The organism is Marinicella rhabdoformis, from assembly GCF_009671245.1.
In the GTDB taxonomy this organism is placed as follows: domain Bacteria; phylum Pseudomonadota; class Gammaproteobacteria; order Xanthomonadales; family Marinicellaceae; genus Marinicella; species Marinicella rhabdoformis.
The window spans coordinates 56459-72491 of record NZ_VTFS01000002.1; the positions used below are offsets into that span (position 1 = coordinate 56459).

Sequence of the window (16033 nt, forward strand, 5' to 3'; positions counted from 1 at the left end):
ACATGAGGAAGCATCATGAACACATCCAAAGATATAAATAATTTAATTGCTGAAGAGAAGTTACAAGTATTGGATCAAGTTTGGGAAAGTTTGATTTCCCATGGAGCCGAAATTCCAACGCCACATTGGCATGAAGCGGTACTTGAAAACAGGCTGTCAGGAGTTGAAAGTGGTGAACTTAAATTTAAAAGTTTAGATGACGTTAGTAGTGAACTGCTTTCTGAAACTTTTACACCTGAGGCGTGTCTAGTACACTCAGACCTTACAAGAGATAACAAATTAAAATGAGATATGTGATTGCGAACTTTTCTGTAGTTTTAACGCTTATGCTTCTTAGTTATCAGTTATTAAATCATTTTCTTAATTTAAACCTGTTTTTTTCTATTTTACTGATTGTTGTCTTGTATTTTATTTGTGGCTTTTCGTAGAGAAGAAGTTGTCAAATTATATCAATAAAGGCATAGATGTATTTTTTAAAGATAAAAATGTTTAACAGAGTATTTCCGATTTCTGTTTTTTAGCGTGTAGGGTGGGCTCTGCCCACCACAAAAGAAACATGAAATCAGGGCTGTGATAAACTCTTTCAATGCCAAATTATAAAAGGATTTTTATTGAAAACAGTTATGTTTTTATCACTGTTGCTATCAACAATCGTAAACGCAGTCTTTTGACTGAATATATTGATGAATTCCGAATGGCAATAAAAGCAGCTAAACGTAAAGTTCGGTTTGAGATTTATGCCATCTCAGTTATGCCTGATCATTTCCACATGATCATTAAGCCCAATGTTATAGCTGAATTCCCAAAGGTGGTTTCCTTAATAAAAATACATTTCACGAAAAGTTTGCCAGAACAATTAAAATTTAAACTATCAAAAGAAATTTCTACGAGTAAAGTCAATAAAAGAGAGAGTGGGGTTTGGCAAAGAGGGTATTATGAACACACCATTCGTGATGCATCAGAATTAAATCATTTAACAGATTACATCCACTTTAATCCTGTGAAACATGGGTATGTAGATAAACCATGTGACTGGGCTTATTCATCGTTTGCAAAATTTGTAGAGAATGGGTTTTATGATAAAAATTGGAGCGATTTCACTCAATTGAATGAGTATCATTGATTGGTGGGCAGAGTCGGGCCTCCAGGTTTGTTCTGGAGCAGTGGAAATTAAACCTTGGCTTGGGGGGTGGTGGGCGGAGCCCACCCTACCAATGTTTGTTCATTGGGGTGGTGGAAATTAAGAGCGGGTTAGAGATTGGTGGGCGGAGCCCACCCTACGGTTCTTATGGTTGATATTCAGTATAAGCAATGTCTCCAACCAGCTTGACCCTTTGTTTTAAATCTTTGATAATGATTGTTCTATTCAGCGGAAAGAACAATGGAAAAAGTTAGAGGCGTGGGTGGTTTGTTTTTTAAATGCAAAGAGCCCGAAAAATTAGCGACTTGGTATAAAGAAAATTTGGGTTTTGAGTTGGCGGCGCCGTTTTGTGCGGCATTCACACCGGGCAATCACAAAGTGGGTGACCAAACTATTTGGGGTGCGTTCAGTGCCGATACCACCTATTTCGAGCCATCAAAGCAGGATTTTATGTTCAATTTCATTGTTGATGACGTCGAAGCGATGTTGTCACAAGTTGAAGCGGCTGGTGCAAAACGAGCCGGTGACATTGTGAAAGAGGAATATGGTGTGTTCGGTTGGTTCCTTGATCCTGAGGGATTTAAAGTCGAATTATGGCACCCGATAGCAGAAGGGATTGATAAATAAAGGCGTCATTTCGAGGGAGCCTAAGCGAGTTGAGTAATCTCCATTAGGCATACGATGCAATTGTCATGATTATACGAATTCAGCGCTCAACAACTCTAAATGAGCAAGGGGTTGGTGTGGGTTTTACTGTGAACTGTATGAGGTCCCTCGGCTTCGCTCGGGATGACGGGGTTTAGGTGCTTCGCTAGGGATGACAGTTTATTCAATATCAGTTAACATCATCAAATGAAAAATATTACAGATTTACGCATCCGTTTTGTCGGTGCAGGGAATATGGCGGCCAGTTTGATTGGTGGTTTGATCAACAAAGGTTTGATGCCAAGTCAAATCACGGCCAGTGATCCAGGAAAGAACCAACGCGAGCACATTGAAAAACAGTTTCAAGTGCAAACCTTCAGTAACAATACCGAACATTTTGGCATGCCTGATGTGGTGGTGATTGCGGTGAAACCTCAAATCATGCAAATGGTGCTGGAAAGTGTTAAAGCCGATTTTGCTCAGGTTAATCCTTTGATTATTTCTGTTGCTGCAGGCATCACGACGGATCAAATTGCGCGTTGGACGCAAGTGGATGAGACAGATTTAAATCATGCCATTGTTCGTGCCATGCCAAATACACCGGCCTTGATTGGCCAGGGTGCCATCGGTATGTTTGCCAATGCGCATGTGACGGATGAACAAAAACACCAAACCGAACAATTGATGGATGCCGTCGGCACGTCGATCTGGGTAACTGAAGAAGTGAACATTGATGCAGTAACGGCTTTGTCAGGCAGTGGCCCAGCATACTTCTTCATGTTCATGGAGCATTTACAGAAGGCGGCGGAAGATCTGGGTTTGTCACCTGAGAATGCCGCCTTATTGACCAAGAAAACTGCCACTGGTGCGGCCTTACTGGCAGAGCGCAGCCCAGAGTCATTGCGCACACTCAAAGACCGTGTGACTTCACCGAATGGTACCACCTATGCCGCCTTACAAAGCTTTGAGCAAAGTGCGACTGATAAGACGGTTAAAACGGCATTACAAGCGGCCTTTGATCGTTCGATTGAGATGTCTAAGGAGTTTGATTGATGGGATTGCAGACATTTCCTGTTACCCAATTTTTGTTCAAACATGAGAATTCGGTTTTATATGTTTTAAAGGCTTACTTGTTAAGTATTTTATCCACCCTTCCCATCGTTTATATGGCTATGTGGTTGTTTGAACCTAAAGCGACACCAGAATTTGACCTGACCCGTAAAACGATTTTTTTGGCGGTTTTTCTGGCACCCATTCTTGAAACTTTGTTGATGGTTTTGATTATAAAAACCTTATCATTCTTTAGGTTGGCAATGTTGCCAACTGCTTTTATCAGTGCACTGATTTGGGCGGTACTTCATTCTCTGTCTGTTCCATTTTGGGGTGTGGGTGTTTTTGTTTTATTTTTTATCCTTTCAATAAGTTACTTAAATTGGCGGAAAAAATCTTTTACATCAGCTTTCTGGATAACTGTTTCAATCCACATGCTAAATAACGGGGTAATTTTTGGTTTCATGGGTTTGTTTGGTTAAGTTTAACAAGTAAAATAACCTGATGTTTTTAATGGCCATTTGATTTTTATTATCATGAAAAGATTAGAAAAAATCTTCGACAAGCTCAGCCTGAATAACTTGGATGCATTGTTGGTTTTCGATGACCACAACATCACCTACCTCAGTGGCTTTACGGGCCATGCGGCAACGGCTTTGATTTTTCAGGATGCCGCTTATTTGCTGACTGATTACCGCTATTTTGAGCAAGCCAAGTCTCAGTGTGATGATTTTCAAGTGATTTGTCGCGATCGGGTTAACCAGAGTTTAGCGGTTTTGATTTATGAATTGTTGTTCAAGCATGCGGCTAATAACTTGGCTTTTGAAGCTGATCACATCAGCCATGGTGTGTGGTTGGATATGCAACAACATTGGCCAGAAATTGAGTGTCACAGGGCATCACGCTGGGTTGAGGATTTAAGGTATGTCAAAGATGCAGGTGAAATTGAATCCATTCGAAAAGCGGCAAGCATTGCTGATCAGGCGTTAACCAACTTATTGGACATGATTAAGCCTGGGGTGACTGAACGTGAATTGGCGACCGAGTTGGAGTATCAAATGGCTTTACTGGGTTCAGAAGCGCCTTCATTTCCAACCATCATGCTGGCTGCGGAACGCAGTGCCTTACCGCACGGCATTCCGGGTAATAAAAAGCTGGCCAAAGGTGATTTGTTGCTGATTGATTTTGGTGCGGTTATCAGTGGTTATCATTCAGACATGACAAGAACTTTCTTACTCGGGAAGGCCGATGACAAACAGCGTGACATCTATCAAACCGTGTTTAAAGCACAACAAGCGGCCATCAATGCATTTAATGCAGAAATGACGGGTGCTGAGATTTATCATCATGCACTACAGGTGCTCAATAAATCGCCCTATGCTGAATACCAAGGTGAAGGCTTGGGTCATGGTGTTGGCATGGACTTGCATGAATTTCCGTTTATTGGTTTAGGTTGTGATTTAACCGTAAGAAAGCATTGTGTTATCACGATTGAACCCGGCATTTACATCCCAGGATGGGGTGGCGTTCGCATAGAAGATGATGTGGTGTTGACTGATAATGGACTTGAATATTTAACTCAATTTCCCAGAGACTTGATGGAGCTTCATTGATGAATGTTTATTTCTCTAAATTATTGGCTTTCATTGTTTTAGCTTCATTCTTGAGTCCGTTGTATGCATGTGGGCATTTAACATTTGAAGAAAGGTTTCAGCGTGAAAAAGACATCATTGAAGAAGAATCAGCATTTGTTATGGGTGTGGCTATGGAAGCTGATTTAATTTTTATTGCTTTTGTTATTGATGAAATATTAAGAGAGCCTAAGCAAGAGGTAGGTGACAATTTTTTTGACGTAGAATTTGATGAAATTCAAGTTTTAAAAGGTGAGTTTTATTCAAATATCTATTGGGTAGAAAAAGATTTAAGGGTTATTGTCAGTTGTGAAAAACAAATTAATCCCATTGGTTCGCTTGATGCTGCTGATAAATATTTGGTATATGTCAAAAATGGTGAGATTTTAAGAGCCAGACCCTTTGAACAAATGCCTGTGTTTACTGAGGCGGATGAATTGAAGGCACTTGATGCTGCGTTATCTAAAAGGAATATAAATGAATCAGATTAACCTCATATTAAAACTCAATGCCTTGAGCTGTTTGTTGTTCGGGGCTTTGTTTGTTTTTATCCCTGAAACGATTATCGCTTTTCTTGCTGACAACAATCATATGCCTAAATTGGTGTTGGTGGCTTTGGGTGTGGTGTTGAACTTGTGGGGCATGTTGCTGATATGGTTGTCTAACCGTGAACCGGTGCCGAATGTTTTGCTTTTGATTGTGGCTATGGGTGATTTTCTTTGGGTGGCGGCGACTGTGGTTTTACTGTTGATACAAGTTTGGGTCAATTCAAGTAACGGCATTGCTGCAGCTGGTTTGGTGGCGATGTTAGTGGGATGGTTTGGTTTACAACAGTTTCAGCATTATAGAAATAACAAATAAATAGGCGTCAACTAGGCAGCTAGTAGACCAGTCATTCGTTTCTACCTAAATTTCACATTGTCAGGATTAAACTGCGTCAAAATTAACAGGATTAGGGTATGAAGATTAAACATGTAATGACTTTAGCGGCGAGTTTTTTGATTTCAGGTTGCAGCAGCTTGGGTATGCCAGCATCGGTTAAACCTGTGCAAGGCTTTGAGCTGAATAGCTATTTGGGCACTTGGTATGAAGTGGCGAGGCTTGACCATTCCTTCGAGCGGGGTCTAGAGCAAGTCACTGCGACGTACAGCATGCGTGAAGATGGTGGTGTAAAAGTCATTAACCGTGGTTTTTCTACCAAAGACAATGAGTGGGATGAAGCCGAGGGTAAAGCCTATTTTGTTGAATCAAGTGAGCAAGGGTATTTAAAAGTATCTTTCTTCGGTCCTTTTTATGGGTCTTATGTGGTGTTTGATACAGATCCTACGCATCAGGAATATGCTTTTGTATCAGGGCCTGATACATCTTATTTGTGGTTGCTTTCGAGAACACCTGAGATCTCTGATGAACTGAAAAGTAAATTCACTTCACAAGCAGAATCTTTGGGTTTCGATGTGGATCAATTGATTTGGGTGAACCAAAAAGCCCCTCAAGTTAAGATAGGGTCACCCAATTGATGGTCTGTTTTTATTCAATAGGTACTATTTTTTTGGCTATAAAATCACTGCCCCAAAAAGCAGTCATGCTTTCGACAACCCCTTTGTCAGTGGTGTTAAAAGTAAACCTGATGTGTGAGTCACCCTTGAGGTAAAAATGATTATTTTCCACTGCCACCATTTCTCTTTTCTCTGATTTTGGAGCCATCAGGTACAAAATTCCATTTTCTATAATGACTTCAAAAATAAAGTCAGGGCGTAGTTCATAAAATCCAATGTATGTTGTTAATAGATTTTCAGGCAAATGTATGGCTGTTAGCTTGGGTAATGGCTTGTCAGTTTTGTCCCAAGTTTCATCTGGATAAATGCTTTTTAAAGTGACTGAATCTATTGTTCCTGAATTATTTCTGTTAAAGATTAATGAGTTGATGCCTGTTGCAAAAATAAAGTGATCCTTTGCAACAGCGAAAATTTCTTGTTTTTGAGTGCCTAAAGTAGAATAAAGTTTACCTTCCTCTGATGTGATTTGCCTTTCACTGCTGTCGTTACCACCCCTTAAATAGACGGCTGGGTACTCAGACATGGCCTGTTCACTTAAAGTGGTTTTTGTATTTTGATAAGGTTTGTTAATGGCCATGGCAGCGATTTTATAGGTTGTGTCATATGGCAGTTTGCATCCGCCACAATTGACAAGAAGTGCCACAAAAACATTTTCATTAGGTAAAAACCGTGATTCAGAAAAAAATCCGTCGATGCCGCCGTCATGGAAAATCATGGGTTCGCCTTGAATATTTCCTATAAACCAACCGTAACCATAGTTTAGCTCTGTGCCATCATTTAGCTTGCCTCTTTTATGTGCCAAGTCTCTGCTTTTTTTACTGATGATTTTGTCATTCATTACAGCTTGATTCCAGATATATAGGTCGTCAACAGAAGATCGCATGGCACCGGCAGCATAGGGTTGTGTCATGCTGATGTAGTCTGCATTGATAATTGCATTTTCCTCATTGAATTCATAACCTGCTGTTCTGTTTTTTATGATTTTTGTAGCAGAGTTATAAAAAGAATCGTGCATATTGAGTGGTTGAAAAATGTTGTTATTTATATAGCTCTCATAACTTTGACCAGAAACTTGTTCAATAATATAGCCAAGAATAAAGTAACCGGAGTTGTTGTATCGGTACTGGTCGCCCGGTGAAAAATTCATGGGTTGATCCATAAAAATTTCGATCATCTCTTTTGGTGCCAAATCCCTCTGTTTGAACGCCTTATCTCTGACCTCTAATTCTGTGTAACTTTTGATGCCAGATGTGTGACTCAATAAATGTTTGATGGTAATTTTGTGGCCATGGGTTGGGTAATCTTTGATGTATTTGCTGATGTTATCATCTAATTTTAATTTACCTTCTTCTGCTAGTTTTAAGATAGCGACCGCAGTGAACTGCTTCGTAATAGAGCCAATACGGAAGGTGTGTTCAGGAGTCATTTTGACGCCCAGCTCGATATTAGCCATACCAAAGGCTTTTCTGTAAATGGTTTTACCGTCTTTAACGACCAATGCCACAGCACCGGGGCCATTTGGGTCAAACATGTCATTAAGTAAAGCGTCAATCTCTGTGCTGAAATTTTTAGCACTAAGTTGAAAAGAGAGAAATAAGCTGATGATGTAAAAAGTCAATTTAATCATAAGGAGCTGTTATCAAAATGAATCATTCTAACAGATGCATGGAAAGATGGTTAATGCGCTTGTATAAGAACAAAGGGCGCAGGCTCTTTGTTCTTATACATGATTATATATTTAAGGAATAGGTAGGCAAAACAGTGTTTTATTAAATTTACCACATCGCCAGCCAAAACCCCAAACACAGGCTTTCCCTGATACATTCAAGCAAGCTTTATTGCCACTGAGTTTTAAGTTAAAACAAAGGTCAGCTTTAGCCAAGCCAACACTGGGTGAGTAGCAGATTTTTAAGTTGTGTGGATCAAATTGGTAACTGGTACACCAAACTTTTGAACCAGCCACTATCAGGCAGACTTTTAATTCGGCAGTCCAGTTTGAACTGTTGGTGCCGCATAAAGTTAAGTCACCACTGATGCCTATGACTTTGAATAAAGAGACACTGAAGGATTGCGTATGGCAATCTCCTGAACTCTTAACTGCTGAAATTTGTGGTGCTGGTATTTCGTCGGCTTGTTCAATTTGATCTAAATTTGAAAGTGCGTCAAGCAACTTAACTTTCAACTCTTCAGCTGGAATACCTGCATGTTCTGACATGCGTTGCCAGTCGGCGTCACTGACTCGAGATTTTAATGATTCTATTAAACTCATTACTTTTCTCCTAAATGCCTCAAATAAAGCCGTTAAAAAGCAGGCTGTGTTATTTGAGCTTCAGTCTTACTTTTTACCTTTCAGTGAGGCTTCTAAAAGGCGGCAGTTATGCATTAGCATCACCACCCAAGATTTGAACTTGAGTTTTTGTGAGGATGCAGTAGTAGGTGTTAGTTTGAGGGTAATTTTCTCAGCAAAATATGATAATGGTTGTGAAATGCCTGCGTTGCTTGTATTTGATTTGTGAAACGGCTAAGGTTCTGTTTTTGATTTATACAATATCAGATGAAGTTATATACCTACTGGCGCAGTACAGCGGCTTACCGTGTTCGCATGGCTTTGAACTTAAAAGGTTTGGCTTATGATGCTGAATCGGTGCATTTGGTTAAAGGTGGTGGTGAGCAACACAGTGCGACTTATCGGGCTTTGAACCCTCAGGGTTTGGTGCCCGCTTTAGTGACCGATGACGGTGATGTGATCACGCAATCGATGGCCATCATGGAATACTTAGAAGCCGAGCATCCTGAAGTCGCTTTGTTACCGACAGGTGCAGTGGCGCAAGCCCAATGTAGAGCCATGGCACAAATGATCGTTTCTGACGTTCATCCTCTGAATAACTTGCGCGTGCTTCAATACCTTAAAAGACCACATTCGGACAAAGAAGGTTGGCAACAAGAGCAGGTCGATGAATGGTATGCCCATTGGATTCACCAAGGTTTTACTGCATTAGAACAAATGATGACTGATTCAAAATATGACTTCATGAATGCAGATTATCCCTGTATTTCTGATATTTGTTTGGTGGCACAAATTTACAATGCCCAACGTTTTAATGTGCCTTTAGACGCTTATCCCAAGTTGTCAGCCATTAATGTGCGTTGTTTGACTTTGGATGCGATAAATCAGGCGCGTCCTGAAAACCAGTTTGATGCCACCTGAAGGCTGGGTTGCACTGATATGAGTCAACATTTGAAAGTGGTTTTGATGCTGTTGAGCCTGGTGATGGTTGGTTCATTGGGCAGTGTTTGGGCCAAGATGGTTTTAGATCAGATGTCGATGTTTACATTCTTATGGCTGATGGTAGCCTCGGGGTTGGTGGTTTTGCTGCTTTATACTTTTGTCTTTCGGCGTAAAACGGTTCCCATGCTAATTCTTAAAAGGCATGGTTTGAAGTTGTTGCTGATTGGTTTATCGTACTTTTTTATTTATCGACTGGCTTTTGTTTTTGCACTTTCAAAGTTACCGGTAACCACCCATGCTTATGTGATCAATTTTACCGGCTTGGTGACCATGATCTTGTCGGTGATCATGTTGAAAGAGCACCCAAGTCGCAGTCAATGGGCTGGTGGCATTTTGGCGCTTTCAGGCGTTTTTGTTTACTTCAATGAATTACCTGATTTGACTGAGATTTTGGCTTTGTCTGTTTTGAGCTTCGGGGTCTTGTGTTTGGCGCTGACCAATGTCTGGATTCGTCAACTATCAGCACAACAAGACAGTGGCTTGTCGAGCACCATGTTAGCGACCAGCACCATTGTATTGGGCGGTTTGCCTTTGGTATTGTATGGTTTGGCGACAGACTTACCTTTGGTGCCTGTTTCATCTTTTCAATGGTTTGTGATTGTTCTGAATGCATCAGTGGTGCTGGCTTTTGGTTTGATCATTTGGTCTTATGCTTTGCGCACCATCAGGTCGTATGAGGCATCTGTTTTGGCCTCGTCTGGGGTGATATTTGTTGCACTGTTTTCAGTGCCGATTTTGGGTGATCAAATTGAATGGTTTGAATGGTGTGGTATTGGCATCATGTTATTGGGTTTGATATTGATGCAAAAGCAGCCCAAAGCCAAAAATTTAGTAGAAAAGGAAGTGAAAGTTGTAAATGAAATTCTATGATGTGATTGTTTTAGGTGCTGGCGCTGCGGGCTTGATGTGTGCGTTGAAAGCAGGGCAGAAAGGTTTGTCAGTTTTGGTGTTAGAAAAGGCCAACAAACCCGGAAAGAAAATTTTGATGTCCGGCGGTGGCCGTTGTAATTTTACCAACCAGTATGCGACGCATGAAAACTACCTGTCTAAAAACCCGCATTTTTGTAAATCTGCTATGAGTCAATATACGGTTTGGGATTTTATTGCCATGGTTGAAAAGCACAACATTCCTTACCATGAAAAGGAATTGGGCCAGTTGTTTTGTGACAAATCCTCTAAAGATATTTTGAACATGCTGTTGGATGAATGTGATCGTGCAGCTGTAAAGTTAATGACAAGTTGCGAAGTCCAGACGGTTGACTTCATGGCTGACCAAGCGGTTTTATTGAAGACTGAAGTTGGTGATTTTGAAACTAGAAATTTGGTTGTTGCCACCGGTGGACTGTCTATTCCTAAGATGGGTGGATCGGGTTTTGGTTATCAGTTGGCCGAACAACTGGGCTTAGAAGTGTTGCCCAAGCGGGCAGGGCTGGTGCCGTTTGTTTTCAGTGACCAACACAAAGACCTGTTTGCATCCTTGTCGGGGACTTCTGTACTGGCATCATTGACGGCCAATGGCCAAACTTTTACCCACCAGGTCTTATTCACGCACCGTGGATTGTCAGGGCCGGCTGTATTGCAAATTTCAAGCTATTGGGATGTGGGCCAAAGTTTATCAATTGATTGGATGCCTGAAGTTGATGTTGCGGATGCTTTAATTGAAGCTAAGAAACAAAATGGCAACATGAGTTTATTGAATTGGTTGAGCCAGTTTTGGCCGAATAAATTGGCCGAAGCTTGGTTGGCGCATGAGTGTCCATCAATGACTCGTTTCACTTTACAGCAATTAAGTAAGCGACAATGTAGCGATCTGGCTGATTCTATTAACCGCTGTCAATTGAAGCCTGCTGGCACCGAAGGCTATCGCACTGCTGAGGTCACATTAGGTGGTGTGAATACAAATGCACTGTCATCAAAAACCATGGCTGTCAATAACCAACCTAATGTCTATTTTATCGGCGAAGTGGTAGATGTGACGGGGCATTTGGGTGGTTTTAACTTTCAATGGGCTTGGGCATCAGCCCATGCAGCTGCGTCCTCTTTATCTTGAAAAAAAGCCGGTTTTGGTGCATTATCTTTAAATGAGTAATGAAGATAAATTCCAATCACCGATAGACCGTTTATTTTTCTGGGCAGCGCAGCAACCTGACCAAATTTATCTTAACCAGCCAATAGACAATCAAACCATTACTTATTCATGGCAACGGGTGGCGCATGAAGTCGCTTGTATGGCCAATCAGTTATCCAGTTTACCTCCACAAAGTAAAGTGGCCATCATTTCACTCAATTGTGCCCATTGGATGATGGCTGATTGGGCAATACAAATGGCGGGCCACATTGCTGTGCCGATTTATCCTACCGCCACACAAAAGACCATTGGATATGTGTTGTCACATGCTGAAGTCATAGCAGTGTTTGTTGGTAAACTATTAGATTATGAGCATGTGATGCCAACGATTCCAGACGATGTACTGAAAATGGCATGCTATTTGCCTCACAGCGGTTTACCGTTTTGGGATGACATGGTGGCGAATAATCAGCCAATGATTTATCGTGCCGTTGAATGTCAGAATGAATTGATGAGTATAGTTTATACATCGGGTACGACAGGGGAACCAAAAGGTGTGATGGTTTCTTATGCCGCGGTGCACTGTTCGATGAGTTTGATAAAAGAAAGGGTGCGTATCACTGAAGATGACCGTTTTGTGTCTTATTTGCCTTTGGCGCATGTGGCAGAGCGGATGGCTGTAGAAATGTCATCACTTTATAAGGGAGCGCAGGTGTTTTTCGTCAGGTCTTTGGACTTGTTTGTTACCGATGTGGGGCGTGCCAGACCGACCATATTTTTTGGTGTGCCGAGGATTTGGCAAAAAATGAAGATGGCGGTTGAAGATAAGTTAGGCGGCGCTGAACGGGCTAAAAAAATCCTAAATATGCCCGTTTTGGGCGGTTTATTTAAGCGCTTGATTAAGCGACGTATGGGCTTTTCACAATTAAAGTTTGCTTTGTGCGCTGCCGCTTCTGTACCGAAAAACGTGCTTGAATGGTATCAAGATTTGGGCATTAAATTAAACGAAGCCTATGGTATGACAGAATCTTGTGGCCTTTCTCATATGACCAAAAATGAAGACACGCTCTTGGGCAGTGTGGGGCAAACATTGTCAGGCTGTGAGTGTCGAATCAGTGATGAGGGTGAGGTGTGTATAAGAAACCCTGCATTGATGATGGGTTATTACAAAAATCAGGTGATGACTGATGAAGCCATAGATCAAGAAGGGTGGTTACATACAGGTGATTTGGGTCATATTGACGACCAAGGTTTTTTATACATCACAGGTCGGGTGAAAGACATTTTTAAAACAGCCAAAGGCAAGTATGTGGCGCCTATACCAGTAGAACAACAATTGATCACTTTGTTGCCTTTAGATCAAGTCGTGTTGATGGGGTCTGGTATGGGTCAACCTATTTTGGTCGTGTCAATATCAGAACAAGACGTTGATATGGCGCATTATAAACAGCAATGCTTAACGGCATTGACTGTGTTGCAAACTGAATTAGAGGCACACGCCAAACCGAGTCACTTGTTTATTTCTCAACAGGAATGGACTTCTGAAAATGGTTTGTTGACACCGACCTTAAAAATTCAAAGACAACATGTTGAAAAACATTATTTACCTTTGGTTGAGCCACATTTGAAAAAACCTGGCATTTATATCATTTAAAATCGTTAATACATACCTTTTCGGTTGGCTTTGTTATAAATGGCGCAAAACAATTCTGCCGTTTTTTCAGTGTCGTACAATGCCGAATGGGCTTGGTCGGATTGCCACTCTATTCCGGCCTCTTTGATGGCCCTGGCCAAAACCGTTTGACCATAAGCCAGTGCAGATAATGTTACGGTATCGAAGCAACTGAAAGGGTGGAAAGGGTTTCTTTTAATGCCCGCGCGTTCAGCAGCAGCATGAACAAAGCCGAGATCAAAGTGGGCATTATGACCCACTAAAACAGCTCGGGTACAGCCGGTTTCTTTGATGGCTTTTCTGATGGGGGTAAAAATTTTTCCCAACGCTGCATTTTCGCTCAGCGCCATGCGCAAAGGGTGGTTCAAATCTATGCCGGTGATTTCTAGTGATTTCGGGTCGATGTTAGCACCTTCAAAAGGTTCAACATAGGCATTAATAGACTCACCTTTGACAAAATTACCATACTCATCCATTTCTATGATGACGGCTGCGATTTCCAATAAAGCATCGGTTTGGTTATTGAAACCACCAGTTTCTACGTCGACCACAACGGGTAAAAATCCTCTGAATCTGTCTTTGATGCTTGGCATGTGTGCTGTTTTTTTCAAAGGCTTGATTGTAAATTATTGAAGCAAGAAAAGACAGTAAGGTGTTTTTTATAAGGCACAAAAAAGGGCGGAAAAACCGCCCTTCATGGAATTGTCAGTGTTTATTGCTGTTCAAATCCGCTGGTAAAAATAATGTCATTACTTTCTGTTGTGCATTCTCCACCATTTACAAAAATACATTCAACCCACTCAGGGTGGTCAATGAATGGGTTTCTGTTTTCTTGGTAGGAATAAATGCGTTCATTTCTGTCGCGCTCGATGTCATCAACTGGGTCGGCTTCATGCCATTCCAATAATACAGACAATAAACCCATATAAGGGTCATCTTGGTTGATGAGATTGGGGTTGTCAGTCAGTTGTAAATCTACTTCTCCTGGCACATCTCCGGAATAACGAACGTCCATATAAAACATGGCACGCGCGATGTCACCTTTGCGGAAGTCCCAAACTTCATAAGAGTTAGTGTCGTATTTGTTACTGATTCCGGCGCCACCTTGACCGTGGTTTGCCGTCGTGACATCTTCTGTGCAGCCGCTTGAACAATTATCAAAGTATAAATTATCTCGATGTTGGTTGTAGATTTTGTCTGACATCATTAAGTGGTGACCATCGGTTCTGGCTGCATTATTAGTTCCTAATGCAGCAACTTTAAATCCATAAGATTGTGGCCAGGTATGCTCTCTGTTATACACCTGGTCTCCGCCACCAATAAATGTGTAAGAGTTGTTTTTGTAAACCATCCAAACTTTAGTTTGATCTGTTGGGTCTTCGTCAGCAAATGAAAGCATGTCCCATGTGTTAAACGCTGATGGGCCACTGGTGTAATTGCCCTTAACATGGTCATCGATGATTTCATGTAATGAAGTACGCAAAGTGCTGGCATCTGTGTCATCAGCTGTGGCGTAATATTCGCCAATGGGACACAGGCTGTTGGCCAAGCCAGGAGTAGGGTCAACGGCTTGGTAGGTTAAGCTGTTCAAAGACCCGCCAGAGCCATTTGGACAACGCGCTAATGATTCAGATGCTGCATTGCTGTTGGCATCTTCATTGACCTGTGCTTGCCCTATATTCATCAATGCCAACAGGTCTGTGTCATCAGATTGTCCAGAACCATAAACCAAAGCATCTAAGATGTCGGTACTGGTGATGGCGGAGCCATTAGGAAAGTTCGCCACATCTGAATAATATATCGCTATAGCATCAGCACCATCAGCAATGCTGTCAGGTGGTAATAAGTAATTGGGTGTTAAGCTGCTGTCACCGATTAGGAAATAACCTTCTGCAGTAAATGTGTTGCCTGATAAGTCATAAGCATCAGACACTTGGTTTGTGCCACCGTCATACATAACCAAAGTCACACCATCGGTACTGCTGTTAGGGGATCCTTTTAATTCGATGAATTCAGCGGTGCCTACGGCATCTAACTCATTGATGATGATTTGAGGTGCTGGTGGATTACCGGCAGCGGCATTGGGTGTGGGTGTAGATTCAAAGAATGTGTTGTTCAAGTCTTCTGAGGTTTCATCACTGCCTGTGATGCCATTACCGCCAGTTGTGGTTTCATTGCCTTCATTCATGTTGCTGCGTTGCCATGAGTTTCCATCTGCATGTTCAAATGAAGTAAAAATTGCTTGATTGGCAATGCTGGTGTCGTTTTGGTAAGTGCTGCTGTTACTGTCACCGTCTGGGCCATCAATTGACACACCGGTTTTATCAATGGCTTCGGTTTTGTCTCCCCATAATACGTAGTCAATGTCTTGCATCAAATCACTTTGGCCATTCCAATAAGCTAAAACCACGACTTCGCCATCATCAGTTAAGCCACTGTTCAATCCATCTATTGAACCTGTGCGTGCTTCACGCATGTCAGGTACCGCACTGGTGTTAGCAATTTCATAAGTGGGGTCTATACCGTATGCTGTGTTGAAATCAACGGCGCCATTTAAAGCCACTGTTTGGTATGCACCTGGTGCAATGGAGGCACCATCCGGAAAACGTGCATAGAAATCGGCAAAGCCACCGCCACCGCCACCGCCTGTGACTAACTGGTAATAATAAGTACCACCGTTTGAATATGTGGCATCCGTTAAATAAACGTTACTTAAATCGATTGGAGCCGCACCTTTGTTGTGAATTTCAATAAACTCACCTGTGGCGGGTTTGGCTGCGATTTCTGTGATTAATAAGTTGGCTTGTTCTGGGGTGCCGGCATCAACGTTGAAAGCGGCAAAAGAGGCTGAAATTGCAGCCCAAAGTTGTAAATTTTTTTTCATTGTTTTAAAAGTAGGGGAAAATCGGGAAAACGATTCTACAATGAAAAATATGTCAAATGTGTGAATTGGAGATAATTATTAAAAATTATCCCCGGTT

The 16033-nt window shown here is 41.6% G+C and carries 17 protein-coding genes; 13 read left to right on the forward strand and 4 right to left on the reverse strand.

Annotation, left to right across the window (positions count from 1 at the left end; genetic code table 11):
- The first annotated feature begins 15 nt into the window (after window positions 1–15).
- The 9 genes from FET73_RS06515 (at window position 16) to FET73_RS06555 (ending at window position 5984) form a co-directional block, all read left to right on the forward strand.
- Window positions 16–288, forward strand: a complete 273-nt coding sequence (locus FET73_RS06515) for an addiction module protein (RefSeq protein ID WP_154223146.1) — start codon at window positions 16–18, stop codon at window positions 286–288.
- Window positions 289–586: 298 nt separating this feature from the next.
- Window positions 587–1123 (forward strand): REP-associated tyrosine transposase, encoded by a 537-nt coding sequence (locus FET73_RS06520; protein ID WP_154223147.1) that lies wholly within the window; start codon window positions 587–589, stop codon window positions 1121–1123.
- A 258-nt stretch (window positions 1124–1381) separates the two neighbouring features.
- Window positions 1382–1768 carry a VOC family protein gene (locus FET73_RS06525; RefSeq protein WP_154223148.1) on the forward strand — a complete coding sequence of 129 codons (387 nt, stop codon included), beginning with the start codon at window positions 1382–1384 and terminating at the stop codon, window positions 1766–1768.
- A 225-nt stretch (window positions 1769–1993) separates the two neighbouring features.
- Window positions 1994–2839, forward strand: a complete 846-nt coding sequence (gene proC / locus FET73_RS06530) for a pyrroline-5-carboxylate reductase (RefSeq protein ID WP_154223149.1) — start codon at window positions 1994–1996, stop codon at window positions 2837–2839.
- Window positions 2840–2916: 77 nt separating this feature from the next.
- Window positions 2917–3318 (forward strand): CPBP family glutamic-type intramembrane protease, encoded by a 402-nt coding sequence (locus FET73_RS06535; RefSeq protein WP_154223150.1) that lies wholly within the window; start codon window positions 2917–2919, stop codon window positions 3316–3318.
- Window positions 3319–3372: 54 nt separating this feature from the next.
- Window positions 3373–4449, forward strand: a complete 1077-nt coding sequence (locus FET73_RS06540; RefSeq protein ID WP_154223151.1) for a M24 family metallopeptidase — start codon at window positions 3373–3375, stop codon at window positions 4447–4449.
- Window positions 4449–4958, forward strand: a complete 510-nt coding sequence (locus FET73_RS06545) for a hypothetical protein (RefSeq protein ID WP_154223152.1) — start codon at window positions 4449–4451, stop codon at window positions 4956–4958. Before FET73_RS06540 ends, FET73_RS06545 begins: the two co-directional genes overlap by 1 nt.
- Window positions 4945–5328, forward strand: a complete 384-nt coding sequence (locus FET73_RS06550) for a hypothetical protein (RefSeq protein WP_154223153.1) — start codon at window positions 4945–4947, stop codon at window positions 5326–5328. The genes FET73_RS06545 and FET73_RS06550 overlap by 14 nt, the downstream gene beginning before the upstream one ends.
- Before the next feature lie 98 nt (window positions 5329–5426).
- Window positions 5427–5984 carry a lipocalin family protein gene (locus tag FET73_RS06555; protein ID WP_154223154.1) on the forward strand — a complete coding sequence of 186 codons (558 nt, stop codon included), beginning with the start codon at window positions 5427–5429 and terminating at the stop codon, window positions 5982–5984.
- Window positions 5985–5994: 10 nt separating this feature from the next.
- Here the strand turns inward: FET73_RS06555 and FET73_RS06560 are convergent, their stop codons facing one another.
- Window positions 5995–7650: a serine hydrolase domain-containing protein gene (locus tag FET73_RS06560; RefSeq protein WP_154223155.1), complete on the reverse strand. Its 1656-nt coding sequence runs from the start codon at window positions 7648–7650 to the stop codon at window positions 5995–5997.
- 111 nt (window positions 7651–7761) lie between these two features.
- Window positions 7762–8292 carry a hypothetical protein gene (locus tag FET73_RS06565; RefSeq protein WP_154223156.1) on the reverse strand — a complete coding sequence of 177 codons (531 nt, stop codon included), beginning with the start codon at window positions 8290–8292 and terminating at the stop codon, window positions 7762–7764.
- A gap of 285 nt (window positions 8293–8577) precedes the next feature.
- On the opposite strand from FET73_RS06565, the gene maiA reads away from it, so the two are divergent.
- From maiA to FET73_RS06585, 4 genes are read left to right on the forward strand one after another with little or no spacing between them, the layout of a single operon-like run.
- Window positions 8578–9231 carry a maleylacetoacetate isomerase gene (gene maiA / locus FET73_RS06570; RefSeq protein WP_154223157.1) on the forward strand — a complete coding sequence of 218 codons (654 nt, stop codon included), beginning with the start codon at window positions 8578–8580 and terminating at the stop codon, window positions 9229–9231.
- Window positions 9232–9249: 18 nt separating this feature from the next.
- A complete protein-coding gene (locus tag FET73_RS06575) occupies window positions 9250–10182 on the forward strand; it encodes a DMT family transporter (protein ID WP_154223158.1) in 933 nt (310 codons plus the stop codon).
- Window positions 10169–11362 (forward strand): BaiN/RdsA family NAD(P)/FAD-dependent oxidoreductase, encoded by a 1194-nt coding sequence (locus FET73_RS06580; RefSeq protein WP_154223159.1) that lies wholly within the window; start codon window positions 10169–10171, stop codon window positions 11360–11362. Before FET73_RS06575 ends, FET73_RS06580 begins: the two co-directional genes overlap by 14 nt.
- A gap of 31 nt (window positions 11363–11393) precedes the next feature.
- Complete coding sequence (locus FET73_RS06585; protein WP_154223160.1) at window positions 11394–13034, forward strand: AMP-binding protein; 1641 nt, start codon at window positions 11394–11396, stop codon at window positions 13032–13034.
- 5 nt (window positions 13035–13039) lie between these two features.
- Here FET73_RS06585 and rnt read toward each other — a convergent pair whose 3' ends face one another.
- The gene (gene rnt, locus FET73_RS06590; protein ID WP_484502568.1) at window positions 13040–13636 is read right to left on the reverse strand and encodes a ribonuclease T; all 597 of its coding nucleotides are present in this window, start codon (window positions 13634–13636) and stop codon (window positions 13040–13042) included.
- 128 nt (window positions 13637–13764) lie between these two features.
- Window positions 13765–15936, reverse strand: coding sequence for an endonuclease (locus tag FET73_RS06595; protein WP_154223161.1), 2172 nt, complete (start codon window positions 15934–15936; stop codon window positions 13765–13767).
- Window positions 15937–16033 lie beyond the last annotated feature (97 nt).

Bases quoted from the DNA above. Each gene is read 5' to 3' on its own strand.
- FET73_RS06560 (WP_154223155.1), bottom strand. From the start codon at position 7,650: ATGATTAAATTGACTTTTTACATCATCAGCTTATTTCTCTCTTTTCAA.
- FET73_RS06595 (WP_154223161.1), bottom strand. From the start codon at position 15,936: ATGAAAAAAAATTTACAACTTTGGGCTGCAATTTCAGCCTCTTTTGCC.
- proC (WP_154223149.1), top strand. From the start codon at position 1,994: ATGAAAAATATTACAGATTTACGCATCCGTTTTGTCGGTGCAGGGAAT.
- FET73_RS06520 (WP_154223147.1), top strand. From the start codon at position 587: ATGCCAAATTATAAAAGGATTTTTATTGAAAACAGTTATGTTTTTATC.
- FET73_RS06565 (WP_154223156.1), bottom strand. From the start codon at position 8,292: ATGAGTTTAATAGAATCATTAAAATCTCGAGTCAGTGACGCCGACTGG.
- FET73_RS06555 (WP_154223154.1), top strand. From the start codon at position 5,427: ATGAAGATTAAACATGTAATGACTTTAGCGGCGAGTTTTTTGATTTCA.
- FET73_RS06575 (WP_154223158.1), top strand. From the start codon at position 9,250: ATGAGTCAACATTTGAAAGTGGTTTTGATGCTGTTGAGCCTGGTGATG.
- FET73_RS06585 (WP_154223160.1), top strand. From the start codon at position 11,394: ATGAGTAATGAAGATAAATTCCAATCACCGATAGACCGTTTATTTTTC.
- FET73_RS06580 (WP_154223159.1), top strand. From the start codon at position 10,169: ATGAAATTCTATGATGTGATTGTTTTAGGTGCTGGCGCTGCGGGCTTG.
- FET73_RS06525 (WP_154223148.1), top strand. From the start codon at position 1,382: ATGGAAAAAGTTAGAGGCGTGGGTGGTTTGTTTTTTAAATGCAAAGAG.
- FET73_RS06550 (WP_154223153.1), top strand. From the start codon at position 4,945: ATGAATCAGATTAACCTCATATTAAAACTCAATGCCTTGAGCTGTTTG.
- FET73_RS06545 (WP_154223152.1), top strand. From the start codon at position 4,449: ATGAATGTTTATTTCTCTAAATTATTGGCTTTCATTGTTTTAGCTTCA.
- maiA (WP_154223157.1), top strand. From the start codon at position 8,578: ATGAAGTTATATACCTACTGGCGCAGTACAGCGGCTTACCGTGTTCGC.
- FET73_RS06515 (WP_154223146.1), top strand. From the start codon at position 16: ATGAACACATCCAAAGATATAAATAATTTAATTGCTGAAGAGAAGTTA.
- FET73_RS06540 (WP_154223151.1), top strand. From the start codon at position 3,373: ATGAAAAGATTAGAAAAAATCTTCGACAAGCTCAGCCTGAATAACTTG.